This is a genomic window from Candidatus Pantoea formicae, from assembly GCF_011752625.1.
Taxonomy (GTDB): Bacteria; Pseudomonadota; Gammaproteobacteria; order Enterobacterales; family Enterobacteriaceae; genus Pantoea; species Pantoea formicae.
The window spans coordinates 372,000-384,530 of record NZ_VWXD01000002.1 but is presented as its reverse complement, the minus strand read 5'-3'; the positions used below and the strand labels follow the sequence as shown (position 1 = coordinate 384,530).

General features: G+C 51.6%; 10 protein-coding genes. 7 read left to right on the top strand and 3 right to left on the bottom strand.

From position 1 onward, the window contains the following. The 3 genes from F3J38_RS06445 to F3J38_RS06435 form a co-directional block, all read right to left on the bottom strand. Positions 1–1,779, bottom strand: a complete 1,779-nt coding sequence (locus F3J38_RS06445; RefSeq protein ID WP_167136164.1) for a GMC family oxidoreductase — start codon at positions 1,777–1,779, stop codon at positions 1–3. Next, on the bottom strand, positions 1,779–2,507 hold the full coding sequence (locus tag F3J38_RS06440) for a gluconate 2-dehydrogenase subunit 3 family protein (protein WP_167136162.1): 729 nt from the start codon (positions 2,505–2,507) through the stop codon (positions 1,779–1,781). Before F3J38_RS06440 ends, F3J38_RS06445 begins: the two co-directional genes overlap by 1 nt. Positions 2,508–2,812: 305 nt before the next feature. Then, positions 2,813–3,007, bottom strand: a complete 195-nt coding sequence (locus F3J38_RS06435) for a hypothetical protein (protein WP_084938124.1) — start codon at positions 3,005–3,007, stop codon at positions 2,813–2,815. 265 nt (positions 3,008–3,272) lie between these two features. Between F3J38_RS06435 and mntR the strand changes: the two genes are divergently transcribed. From mntR to F3J38_RS06400, 7 genes are all read left to right on the top strand, one after another. Beyond that, complete coding sequence (gene mntR, locus F3J38_RS06430; RefSeq protein ID WP_167136160.1) at positions 3,273–3,731, top strand: manganese-binding transcriptional regulator MntR; 459 nt, start codon at positions 3,273–3,275, stop codon at positions 3,729–3,731. Between the two features lie 21 nt (positions 3,732–3,752). Continuing rightward, positions 3,753–4,862: an SLC13 family permease gene (locus F3J38_RS06425; protein ID WP_167136158.1), complete on the top strand. Its 1,110-nt coding sequence runs from the start codon at positions 3,753–3,755 to the stop codon at positions 4,860–4,862. Between the two features lie 187 nt (positions 4,863–5,049). After that, positions 5,050–6,180, top strand: a complete 1,131-nt coding sequence (locus F3J38_RS06420; protein WP_167136157.1) for an HlyD family secretion protein — start codon at positions 5,050–5,052, stop codon at positions 6,178–6,180. Next, a complete protein-coding gene (locus F3J38_RS06415; protein WP_167136155.1) occupies positions 6,177–7,745 on the top strand; it encodes a DHA2 family efflux MFS transporter permease subunit in 1,569 nt (522 codons plus the stop codon). The genes F3J38_RS06420 and F3J38_RS06415 overlap by 4 nt, the downstream gene beginning before the upstream one ends. 1 nt (position 7,746) lies before the next feature. Continuing rightward, the gene (locus F3J38_RS06410) at positions 7,747–9,264 is read left to right on the top strand and encodes an efflux transporter outer membrane subunit (protein ID WP_167136153.1); all 1,518 of its coding nucleotides are present in this window, start codon (positions 7,747–7,749) and stop codon (positions 9,262–9,264) included. Positions 9,265–10,027: 763 nt separating this feature from the next. Further along, positions 10,028–10,429: an H-NS family histone-like protein gene (locus F3J38_RS06405; RefSeq protein WP_167136151.1), complete on the top strand. Its 402-nt coding sequence runs from the start codon at positions 10,028–10,030 to the stop codon at positions 10,427–10,429. 185 nt (positions 10,430–10,614) lie between these two features. Beyond that, a complete protein-coding gene (locus F3J38_RS06400; RefSeq protein WP_097119365.1) occupies positions 10,615–12,207 on the top strand; it encodes an ABC-F family ATPase in 1,593 nt (530 codons plus the stop codon). The last annotated feature ends 324 nt before the right edge of the window (positions 12,208–12,531 follow it).

Here is a 12,531-nt window from a genome sequence, read left to right as displayed (position 1 = left end):
TCAGGCCTGAACCAGCGGACCAGGGTTAGCAAGATAGCGGTTGCGAATCGCATCCGCCGCGAATAATGCGGTGGCACAGACAATCCCGGTTGGGTTGTACGCCAGGTTTTGCGGGAAGCAACATGCGCCTGTAACGAACACGTTCGGCACATCCCAGCTTTGCAGGAACTTGTTCACGACGCTGGTTCGCGGATCGTCACCCATTACGGCACCGCCTGTGGTGTGCGTTGATTGGTAAGGGCGGACATCGTAATGGCTGTTGAGTGTTTTAAAGCCCACTTCATAGTGCTTAGGATTCATCACCTTGACGATCTCCTCGGCCTTATCTTTGATGAAGTTGGTCATCTTCAGCTCGTTCTGTTGCCAGTCGAACGTCATACGCAACAGTGGTTGGCCGTAGATATCACGATACGTAGGATCAAGGTCGAGATAGCACTGCTTATAAGGCATCACCGAACCGGACGAGCCGACATTCATGTTGTGCAGATAATTATCTTTGATGGCCTGTTTCCAACCGGAACCCCAGCGCGGCGCATCTTTAGGGATGCCCATCTGCTGGATTGGACGTCCGCCGGAGAAAGCCGCCGAAATGGTGGCACCGCCGACAAAACCGACTTTGCTGTGATCAAAGTTTTCAGCATTGAAATCATCAATAACGGTGGAGGTGGCACCAGTGGCGGCAAAGGGATTGAACCAGTTGTCGTTGTCGTAGAACAGCTTGATGCCGCCGGTCATTTGATAGGCATAGTTCCTGCCCACTACGCCATCACCGGTTTGCGGATCGTATGGCTTGCCAATTTTAGACAGCAACAGTAAACGCACATTGTGCAGCTGGAAGGCGCTCAGGATCACCAGATCCGCCGGTTGCTCGACCTCGTTGCCTTGTGCATCAATGTAGGTTACGCTGGTGGCTTTTTTGCCGCTGCTATCGGTATTGACGCGGATCACGTGTGCCTGAGTGCGCAACTCAAAGTTACTGAACGGTTTCAGAGCAGGAATGACGCAGCTTTGCGGTGAACCTTTGGAATAGTTGAAGCAACCGAAGCGTTCGCAGTAACCACAGTAGTTACACACGCCAAGCTGCACGTTGTAAGGGTTGGTCCAGGCTTCGGTACAGTTAGCCGCAGGACATTCGAACGGATGGTAACCCAGCTGTTTGGCAGCCTTAGAGAACAGTTCTCCAGCGTAAAGGGTTTCCAGGGGTTTCGTCGGATAGCCATTTTTACGGGGTGCCTCGAAGGGGTTACCGCCCTCGACTTTCTCACCGTTGAGATTGCCAATCTGGCCTGCTGCCCCACAGATTTTTTCGAACTTGTCGAAATACGGCTCCATCTCAGCATAGGTGAACGGATAATCCTGTACCGTCATGTCCTTTGGAATGAAATCGGCACCGTACTTCTCAATCACAGTGCTGCGCATTTTCAGATCGGCTTCCAGTGGACGCCAGAGTTGTCCATTCCAATGCGTTCCAGCGCCGCCTACGCCATCACCGGGTAGGAAAGAGCCGAAGCGGCGATAGGGAAGTGCCGTTTCCTGCGTGGTATGGCGAACCGTCACGGTCTCTTTTGAGGCGTTTTGGAACAGTTTTAAGCGAATGCCGTAAGTCAGTTCATCGGCAATACGCGGATAGGAGAAGTCGGGGTAGGTATCGCGATTTTCGCCGCGCTCCAGTGCCAAAATATTCAAACCAGAACTGGCCAGTTCCATCGCCATGAGCGAACCGGTCCAGCCGAACCCGACGATGACCACATCGACGGGCGCTTTTTTTACTGCCGCCATTACACGCTCCTTTTGCTGGAAATGCTGACTGGGCCAAGAGGGTAGGGTTTATTTGGCTGCTGTACGGTATCGACGAAATCCGCACGTGCACCGGGAAAACCAATCATTTTCCACGAGGCCAGCGTTTGGTTGCCGCCGTGAATCGGATCGGCGAGATAACCCTCTTTGGCGTTCTCCAGCAGTTGCTCGAAAAACAGCTTGCCGTGAATGGCATCGTTATGCAGTTTGTCGGCTTCCAGCGCGCGCAGTACGTCTTCCTGCTGCGCGGTTTCCAGCTGATAAAAATCCTTTTGAAATTGCTGCTGACAATGTTGGTCAGCTAAAGCGATGCCTAAGCGATAGGTGTCGCGTGGGACAAGATGGGATTGGTAACCCATTTCTGGAATGGAATCGGCGAACGGACCCTGCATATACCACAGACGTCCATAGCCGTAAGGCAACTCCATCTGCTTATCGATAAATACCTGCACCCCTTCACTTACGGCACCGGGGCCATTCGCGTCAGCGGGGATCAGGCGATCCAGTGCAGCGAGCAGAAATTTCCACTCTTTATCGTTGAAGTAGGCCGGAACATAGTCAGATAACACGCCTTGGGGCTTGTCGGCTGCGGGGGAGGAGAGAGAAACCACACCGGTATTGGCTGCGGCGGCGAGCGGAATGAGCGAGAGCGATTTTTGTAAAAATCGTCTCCGGCCCGACGGTTGCTCTTCAGGCTTTTTTTGTGACATTGCTGATCTTCCTTACGAAAAACCCACCCTGGGTTGATTTTGTTATAAGTATGTAATTTTTTGTTATGAGGAGATTAATCAGCCGTGACAATCGGTTGCAAGCTAAATGTTAGCAGCCTAATCGTTTAAGCGTCATTGAAGGAGAGAGGTTGGGAAAACTTGAACCGATTCAGCCACAGGAAAAATGAGGATTAGGCTTTAGTTCAATAACAATGGAAAGAGTGGGACTAAAAAGGTAACAAAATGTGAGATCGTGCAAAGGATCCGTCGGGAAAACGGATCCAAGGAGAAATGCTATGGAGGATTTAGCCGCGCCAGATCAGATTGGGGCAAGGACGCTCTGTGAGTTGCTTGCCGGTCAGCTTTTCAATCAGCATCAGACGCAAGGCAAACGGCGAACGCTTAAAAATGCACAATAGCGATTTCAGCTCAAATGCCGGTTTGCTTTGCTCAACCTGGAAGCATTTACCACAGTCGAGGCAGTTTTTCATGGTGGTCATGTTCACCTCCCGAATGAATGACGACGTAACAGTAAGCATAAACCTGCAATAAACAGCAGGAAAAGGAGCAACAGCAGATAAGGTTCGTTCATCGTTGCCTCCTTAATAAGCTATTCGCTTACATTACGAACAAAGATAGCACTGGCTATACTCTTTAGCCAACACTATTTAGGAAAAATTTGTGCTTATTTGTGCCTGGTTTACAATGAGCGCAGCCAGGCCCGCACCGCAGTTAAAGTGCGGCAGATAATAATGAGGAAGCTGAATGAGTCGTCGTGCAAAGAGCGCCAATAACACGCCCCAGGGGCCGCTTAAAGATATTGAGGAGCATGTCGAAGGATTTCGCCAAGTGCGCGAAGCGCATCGACGTGAACTTATTGATGACTATGTAGAGTTAATCTCTGATTTAATTCGTGAATTTGGTGAAGCCCGTCAAGTCGATATGGCGGCTCGCTTGGGCGTATCTCAGCCTACCGTGGCCAAAATGCTGAAGCGTTTGGGGACGACTGGGCTGGTTGAGCAGGTGCCCTACCGGGGGGTCTTCTTGACGGCCGAAGGTGAGAAACTGGCTGAGGCAAGCCGCGTGCGTCACCACATTGTTGAAAGTTTCCTGTTGGCGCTGGGCGTCAGCCCTGAAACTGCCCGCCGCGATTCTGAAGGCCTTGAACATCACGTCAGTGATGAAACACTGGCTGTTTTCAAGCAATTTTACGAGAGTCGTTAACCTACAAGGCCTTTCGCCATCATGCCCATCGTGCTTCGCTCTTTAATGCGTGATCGTATTTTGCATTTGTTGTTGCTGTTGGGTGTGATTTTATTGCCGCTGGCCGACTATCGCTGGTCGCAATTGCCCGTTGCTGTTGACTGGCACACCATCATGACGCTAACCGGCTTACTGATGTTGACCAAAGGGCTGGAAAACAGCGGCTATTTCGATGTGCTGGGTGCACGCCTGATACAACGTTTCCAGCATGAACGTGCGCTGGCGTTGTTCATGGTGTGTGCTGCTGCCTTGCTCTCTACTTTTCTGACCAATGATGTCGCGCTGTTTATTCTGGTGCCGCTCACCCTGACGTTACGAAAATTCTCACGCTTACCGATTTCGCGCTTAATCATTTTCGAAGCGCTGGCGGTCAATGCCGGATCGCTTTTGACGCCGGTCGGTAATCCGCAAAATATTTTGTTATGGAGCCATGGCACGCTGAGTGTGTCCGGCTTCATCTTGCAAATGGCGCCCCTCGCAGCCGTATTAATAATCACCCTTATGGCGTTGACGTGGTGGAGTTTCTCCGCACGCACTATTCAAAAACATGCGCAAAGCGAAGCGCATCAGTGGGAAAAATCGTTATTTATCATTAGCGTGCTACTCTACTTAGTCTTTGTAGCGGCATTGGAACTAAAAATGACCGGTTGGGCGCTATTGTTGGTAGCGGGTTGCTTCCTGATAATCGCTCGTAGCGTGTTAGCCAGTATCGACTGGAGCCTGCTGCTGGTGTTCATTGCCATGTTCATTGATGTGTTTTTACTCATGCATCTGCCCCTGCTGCAGCCGCATTTCGCCGCCATTAGCCAGTTAGGTGAAGGCGGATTGTACCTGCTGGCTATTGGGTTTTCTCAGGTGATCAGTAATGTGCCTGCGACCATACTATTGTTGCAAAAAGTCCCCCCATCAGAGGTATTAGCCTGGGCCGTCAATATCGGCGGTTTCGGTTTGTTACCCGGTTCTCTGGCAAACCTAATCGCGCTGCGTATGGCGCAAGACGCCCGTGTCTGGTGGCGTTTTCATCTCTTCTCATTACCGATGCTGGCGTGGTCAATGCTGTGCGGATGGCTCCTGCTACACTGGCTGCGCTGAAGCGAGAATATTGCACTGTCGCCCTGACTGACGCGCTGATTATTCAGCGTGTTATCTTTGCTGGTGGCAGAAAATGCGTTGATTGTCGGGTTGTGTAAAGTTGCACTGGCATTTGTCAGTTTCCCATCTAAGGTTAAGTTGACCGTTTTTGCCCGTGGATCGGGATCACAGCCAGCGATGATAACCTATGAGTGATAACCAAAGTCAGCCGCCCGCACGCGAGCAGCAGGATGCGCAGCACGCTTCAGAAAACAATCAAGAGAACGCCGAACCGCAACGTAAACGCCCAGGCAAAAAGCCACTGATCATTCTTGCTGTGGTGGTGGTGATCATGCTGCTGGTGGGATTGTGGTTCTGGTTCACGACTCGCAACATCGAAACCACCGACGATGCCTTTACCGAAAGTAACGCCGTGACCATTGCGCCGAAAGCCGCAGGTTACGTGGTGAAGCTGCTGGTTAATGATAACCAGCGGGTGAAGAAGGGTGATTTGCTGGTGGAAATCGATCCCCGAGATAACACCGCTCAGCGCGCTCAGGCGCAAGCACAGCTGGGTCTGGCGAAGGCGCAATTGCATCAGGCCCAGGCGCAGTTAGCCTTGTCTCGCGTGCAGTATCCGGCGCAGCGCGATCAGGCAATTGCTGAACAAGCTAAAGCCCAGGCTAATTTGCTGAATGCGCAGGCTGATTATCGTCGTCAGCGCGGCGTTGACCCGCGCGCGACTTCACAGCGCAATATTGATACTGCAGCAGCACAGTTGCGATCCGCTGAAGCGCAGTTGCAAAGTGCCAAAGCGCAGGTTGAAGTGGCTTCACAAGTTCAGCTGCAGATTCGCCAGCAGGAAACCAATGTAGAGGCGCGTCAGCAACAAGTCGAACAGGCACAGGCGCAGCTCAATACTGCCGATCTTAATCTGTCATATACCCAGGTGCGCGCACCTTATGATGGCTTCGTCACCAAGCGTAATGTGCATATTGGCTCTCTGGTGCAGGCAGGGACGGCGCTGTTCTCGCTGGTATCACCGGATATCTGGATCACCGCCAACTTTAAAGAGTCGCAACTGGCGCGTATGAATCCTGGCGATAAAGTGGATATCACCATTGATGCCTGGCCGGATATGAAGTTGGAAGGGCACGTGGACAGTATTCAAATGGGTTCCGGCTCGCGCTTTTCGACGTTCCCAGCTGAAAATGCCACCGGCAATTACGTGAAGATCGTACAGCGCGTACCGGTGAAAATCGTGATCGACAAAGGTCTGGACCCGAATCACCCCGTGCCGCTTGGTTTGTCGGTTGAACCCAAGGTCACCGTAGAATGAGTGCGAGCGAAAGCTGGCGTCCAGCCAGTAATCCCTGGTTGGTTGCCATCACGGTGACGCTGGCGGTGTTTATGGAGATCCTTGACACCACCATCGTTAACGTCGCATTGCCCCATATCGCCGGTTCACTCTCTTCCAGTTACGACGAATCGACTTGGGTTCTCACCTCGTACTTGGTGGCGAATGGGATTGTACTGCCCATTTCTGCCTTTTTTAGCCGTCTGTTTGGCCGCAAGCAGTTCTTCCTGATCTGTATCGTGATGTTCACCCTCTGTTCGTTCCTGTGCGGCATCGCGACGGAGCTGTGGCAAATCATCCTGTTCCGCGTTTTGCAGGGTTTTTTCGGGGGCGGTTTGCAGCCTGTGCAGCAGTCGGTACTGCTCGATTACTTCAAAGCGGAAGATCGCGGTAAAGCTTTTGGCCTCTCGTCGATTGCGATTATCGTCGCGCCGGTAATTGGCCCGACACTGGGCGGTTGGATAACCGATAACTACAGCTGGCGCTGGGTGTTCTTTATTAATATCCCGGTGGGCATTTTGACGGTACTGGCCATTTACCAACTGCTGGAGGATCCACCTTGGGAGCGCAAGTGGGCAAAGGGCAAGCTGAAGATCGATTACATCGGTATCAGTTTGATCACCTTGGGATTAGGCTGCTTGCAGGTGTTTCTCGACCGTGGTGAGGATGCTGACTGGTTTGATTCCCATTTCATCCGGCTGTTTGCCATGTTGGCCGCTATCGGGATTGTTGGGGCGATCTACTGGTTGTTATACGCCCGCAAGCCGGTGGTGGACATCACGGTGATGAAAGATCGCAACTTCTGGGTTGCTGGTTTGTTGATGGCCGGCATGGCGATGATTTTGTATGGCAGCTCGGTGGTGCTTCCACAACTGGCACAGCAGGATCTGGGCTACACCGCCACTTGGTCAGGGTTGGTGCTCTCGCCCGGTGCGGTATTGATTGTGCTCACTATCCCGTTGGTACTGAAGCTGATGCCCATTGTGCAGACGCGCTATATTATCGCCTTTGGCTTCACCTGCCTTGCCAGCGCGTTTTTCTACTCCACCACCTTAACACCCAACGTCGATTTCACCACGCTGGTGCTGATGCGTAGCGCGCAGTCCATCGGGCTTGGCTTCCTGTTTGTCCCACTGACCACCATCGCCTTCATCACCGTGCCTCAGCGGTTGAATGCCGATGCCTCCGCACTGTTTACCATGTTCCGTAATGTGGCCGGATCGATAGGCATTTCACTGGCGACAGCCGGTATTACCGAGCGCATGCAGGCGCGTTCGGCCAGCATGATCCACAACATGACGCCGCTGAATGAGCCATTCAACATTACGCTACAGCACTGGGCGCAAGCGATTCGCGACTTTACGACGGCAGCCGGCGATCCGCTGACCCTGGCGACGGGCCAGCTGTACAAAGAAATGATCGCCCAGGCGCGTATTCTGGCTTATATCGATGTGTTTATGGGGCTGAGTATTGTGGCCTTGTTGTTGATTCCTTTTTGTTGGTTGCTTTCGCCGATCAAGAGCGAAGGCAGTGCAGGAGCACACTAAAATGATCACCTCTCCGCGTTTGAGCCTCATGGCGCTGGCCCTGTTATTAGCGGGATGCGCCGTGGGCCCAGATTACCAGCCACCCCATGCGCAGACGCCTGGCAGTTATCGTGACTTGCCGTCTCAGGAAGCGTCGAAGCCACTGTCAGCAGCCACTAACCCGCTGTGGTGGAAAAGTTTTAACGATCCGCAACTGGATAGCCTGATAGAACGCGCCATTGCGGGCAATTTAACTTTGCAGCAATCCGTCCTGCGTATTGCCGGGGCTCGCGAGCAGTTGGCGCAGGCGCGCGGCGGGCTTTTTCCTTCAGTGAATGGATCGGCCAAAGTGACACGCCAGCAGTTGGGTTTGAAAGGGTTGCTGAAATCAAACGGAGTGTACGATCAGGTTGATAGCGATGTGGCGAACCAACTGAATGGCTTAGACCATTCGGTGACCTTATATCAGGGCAGCTTTGATGCCAGTTGGGAGCTGGATCTGTGGGGCAAAGTGCGCCGCCAGATGGAAGCAGCAGATGCGCAGCAGCAAGCGGCAATCGAGCAGCGTAATGACGCACTGGTGTCGTTGGAGGCCGAAGTAGCGCGTGCGTATCTGCAATTACGTGGATCACAGGCTGTGCTTGATACCTTGCAACAGCAGATTAGCGTCGCGCAGCAGACCTGGGAACTGACGCAAAGCCAGCAACGCAACGGCTTGGCACCCTTGACCGATGTGGAAAATGCGCGCGCGCAACTCGGTTCGTTAAATGCGCAATTGCCACAATATCAGGCACAAGAGCGTCAGGCGATGAATGGGCTGGCGGTGCTGTTAGGCAAAACACCGGGCGCGCTGGATAATGAACTCATGAACAAGAAAGCCCTGCCTGTATTGCCGAAAATGGTGGCGGTGGGCATTCCTTCCACGCTGGCACGGCGCAGACCGGATATTCGTCAGGCTGAAGCCAACCTGCATGCACAAACTGCCAATATTGGCGTGTCGGTGGCCGATCTTTTCCCCAGTTTATCACTCACTGGACAGTTAGGGGTGCGCAATACCGATGCCAGCTATCTGGACGACTGGAGCAGCCATTTCTACAGCATTGGGCCTTCGCTCTCGATTCCTATTTTCCAAGGCGGACGGTTGGTTTCGAGTGTGAAACTGGCCCGTGCGCAGCAAGCCAATGCCGCGCTTGAATATCGCCAGACGGTGCTTACTGCGCTGCAGGATGTGGAAAATGCATTGGTAAGCTATCGCGCCGATCAACAACAGGTGACTGCGCTGGATGAAACCACCGGGGCACTGCAGCATGCGTTTGATCTTGCCAGCGATAGTTATAAACAAGGAATTTCAACTTTCCTCGAAGTATTGGATGCACAGCGTCAATTGGCGCAGGCGCAAGCGCAATCGACTCAGGCGCGGATGCAAAGCGCGCTGGATTTAGTGGCGCTCTATAAAGCATTGGGTGGTGGCTGGGAGGCTTATCAGAACGTTACCCTCCCTGATTATTCGGTGTTTGGCCCTGCGACAACGGTGCCCTAACAAAGAGGGCGGCCGTAAAGGCGCCCTGAGTGCTATTTGAAAAAAAGCGCTTTCAACTTTTATGCAAATACCCTGAGTGGCATATATGCTCGATTTCATTGTGCGAATAGCCACACAGGGTGTTATTTCGATATTAATGGCATTTGTGGGTATCAGGTTTTGCCGATTCCTGGCGTGCCGTATTGCCCATAAAACAGGCCAATTTGCATATGCCGCTAATGTTCACTAAACCGGCAAGCGTGCGCCGAGTAAATTGACCATTATTTGCACGAAGGGCTGTCAGAGGAAGAACAGTCAACAGGTTCAACCTCCGCGGTGAGGAAAACATCTCAAGATAAAGGCTGTTTTTCTCTAGCCACTGACCGATGCAGCACTGACTTTTTATCACGAGTCGATCAGAAAAATGAGATTTTCCTCTCAACTACGACAATATAATAATCACCTGTGAAAATAGATTTTCGCTTACATCATTAATCCTTTTTTACCTTTTTTCCGTAGTTAACTGCTTAACGCATTTATCGCTAAATGCTTGTTTATTACGCGGGAATAAGTTCTGAAATCGGTACCAGTTCCAACATACGGCACAAAATGTGTGTTGTTAATTCACCGTTAATTAAAGGGGCTCGTTGGGCTTAACCCTCGACAGAGAGAATATGTTAATCAGCTCTGAATTATCCGCACGAATAAATTAATTTATTTTTTTATTTGAATTGGGTAATCTTGCCACTACAGTTTATTTACCCCCTTAAGCAAGGACATTGTGATGAGTGACGCATTTAAAGTTCTGAACAACATTCGCACATTACGTGCACAGGCTCGTGAACTGCCACTGAGCGATCTGGAAGAGATTCTGGAAAAATTAACTGTCGTTGTGACTGAGCGTCGTGACGAAGTTCATGCTGAAGAAGCACAGAACCGCGAGAAAGAAGAGAAGCTGTCTAAATACCGTGAAATGCTGCTGGCTGATGGTATTGACCCGAACGAATTACTGGGTGCACTGGAAACCGGTAAAAAACGCGCCAAGCGTGCTCCGCGTCCAGCTAAATATTCTTACACCGACGAAAACGGTGAAGAGAAATCATGGACTGGCCAGGGCCGTACCCCAGCTGCGATTAAAAAAGCACTGGACTCAGGTAAAAGCCTGGATAGTTTCCTGATCAAATAATCTGCACAATCCTTGTAAGTGGGAGCCGAAGGCGACATCGCCTTCGGCTTTTTTATTTCTTTATAAGCAACAACACGTTCAGTTCCCCTGTGAACCACCAGCAGGCGCAGAGGTGGCGTCAAGGTGTCCGTTTCTGGCATAATGCCCGCTGTTTTTTCCTCCATCGCGTAACAAAGGTCAATGCCGTGTTAGTTTCCAGCAATATCACTATGCAGTTCGGCAGTAAGCCGCTGTTTGAGAATATCTCCGTTAAGTTTGGCGGCGGTAATCGTTACGGTTTAATCGGTGCGAACGGCAGCGGTAAATCGACCTTCATGAAAATACTGGGCGGCGACCTGGTCCCGACCAACGGTAATGTTTCACTCGACCCTAACGAGCGTATCGGTAAGTTACGCCAGGACCAGTTTGCGTTTGAGCAATTTAGCGTGCTGGATACGGTGATTATGGGTCACGCCGAATTATGGGCGGTGAAGGAAGAGCGCGACCGTATATATGCTTTGCCAGAAATGAGCGAAGAGGAAGGCTATAAAGTTGCCGACCTGGAAGTCGAATACGGTGAAATGGATGGTTACAGCGCGGAATCTCGTGCCGGTGAATTATTACTGGGCGTGGGTATTCCAGTGGAACAGCATTACGGTCCGATGAGCGAAATCGCTCCAGGCTGGAAATTGCGTGTGCTGTTGGCGCAGGCATTATTCTCAAACCCGGATATTTTGCTGCTCGATGAACCGACGAACAACCTGGATATTGATACCATTCGTTGGCTGGAGCAGGTGCTAAACGAACGTAACAGCACCATGATTATCATTTCGCATGACCGTCACTTCCTGAATATGGTGTGCACACACATGGCGGATTTGGATTACGGCGAACTGCGCGTGTATCCAGGTAATTATGACGAATATATGACCGCGGCAACTCAGGCGCGTGAACGTTTAATTTCTGATAACGCCAAGAAGAAAGCGCAAATTGCTGACCTGCAGTCGTTCGTGAGCCGTTTTAGTGCCAACGCCTCTAAATCGCGCCAGGCGACTTCACGTGCCAAGCAGATTGATAAAATCAAACTTGATGAAGTGAAAGCCTCCAGCCGTCAGAACCCGTATATTCGTTTTGACCAAGACAAGAAACTGTTCCGTAACGCGCTGGAAGTTGAAGCGCTGACCAAAGGTTTCGATAACGGTCCGCTGTTTAGCAAACTTAATCTGATGGTTGAAGTCGGCGAGAAAGTGGCTATTTTAGGCGCCAACGGTATCGGTAAAACCACTTTACTGAAAACACTGGTGGGCGAGTTAACACCTGACAGTGGCACGGTTAAATGGTCCGAGAATGCGCTGATTGGTTATTACGCGCAGGATCACGCAGAAGATTTCGCCGATGACCTGAGTGTCTTCGACTGGATGAGCCAGTGGAAGCAGGAAGGTGACGACGAGCAAGCAGTGCGCAGTATTCTGGGCCGTCTGCTGTTTGGTCATGATGAAATCAAGAAGCCAGCCAAAGTGCTATCGGGTGGTGAGAAAGGCCGCATGCTGTTTGGCAAGCTGATGATGCAGAAGCCGAACATCTTGATCATGGATGAACCGACCAACCACCTCGATATGGAATCCATCGAGTCACTTAACCTGGCGCTCGAAGGTTATGAAGGTACGCTGATTTTCGTTTCGCATGACCGTGAGTTTGTGAGCTCATTGGCGACTCGCGTGATGGAGATGAAGGGCGACCGTATTATCGACTTCACCGGCAACTACGAAGATTATCTGCGTAGTCAGGGTATTGTATAAAATCATTCCTGCCTGAGAGTCCTGCGCCTTCAGGCAGAAAGGGTGGGCCGTTTCGCAAAGACGGCGTAAATACATCCCTGTAGCCTCTGCCGCTGCATCTATGCGGCGGACACTTTGCTCTGGTTCACCCTTGCTGTCTGAAAATACTGCGCCTTCAGGCAGGAAGGGTGGGCCGCTCCGTAAAGACGGCGTAAATACATCCCTGTAGCCTCTGCCGCCGCATCCATGCGGCGTATGCTTTACTCCGGGCCCACCCTACCTGCCTTTATCAACTTTTGTGCGGTCTGCTCAGCCTTCACAGCCTGTGCGGTTTAAACAGCCACA

Excerpts from the sequence above, each read along its gene's own strand:
- F3J38_RS06445 (WP_167136164.1), bottom strand. The coding sequence starts at position 1,779 with ATGGCGGCAGTAAAAAAAGCGCCCGTCGATGTGGTCATCGTCGGGTTC.
- F3J38_RS06440 (WP_167136162.1), bottom strand. The coding sequence starts at position 2,507 with ATGTCACAAAAAAAGCCTGAAGAGCAACCGTCGGGCCGGAGACGATTT.
- F3J38_RS06435 (WP_084938124.1), bottom strand. The coding sequence starts at position 3,007 with ATGACCACCATGAAAAACTGCCTCGACTGTGGTAAATGCTTCCAGGTT.
- mntR (WP_167136160.1), top strand. The coding sequence starts at position 3,273 with ATGAGTCGTCGTGCAAAGAGCGCCAATAACACGCCCCAGGGGCCGCTT.
- F3J38_RS06425 (WP_167136158.1), top strand. The coding sequence starts at position 3,753 with ATGCCCATCGTGCTTCGCTCTTTAATGCGTGATCGTATTTTGCATTTG.
- F3J38_RS06420 (WP_167136157.1), top strand. The coding sequence starts at position 5,050 with ATGAGTGATAACCAAAGTCAGCCGCCCGCACGCGAGCAGCAGGATGCG.
- F3J38_RS06415 (WP_167136155.1), top strand. The coding sequence starts at position 6,177 with ATGAGTGCGAGCGAAAGCTGGCGTCCAGCCAGTAATCCCTGGTTGGTT.
- F3J38_RS06410 (WP_167136153.1), top strand. The coding sequence starts at position 7,747 with ATGATCACCTCTCCGCGTTTGAGCCTCATGGCGCTGGCCCTGTTATTA.
- F3J38_RS06405 (WP_167136151.1), top strand. The coding sequence starts at position 10,028 with ATGAGTGACGCATTTAAAGTTCTGAACAACATTCGCACATTACGTGCA.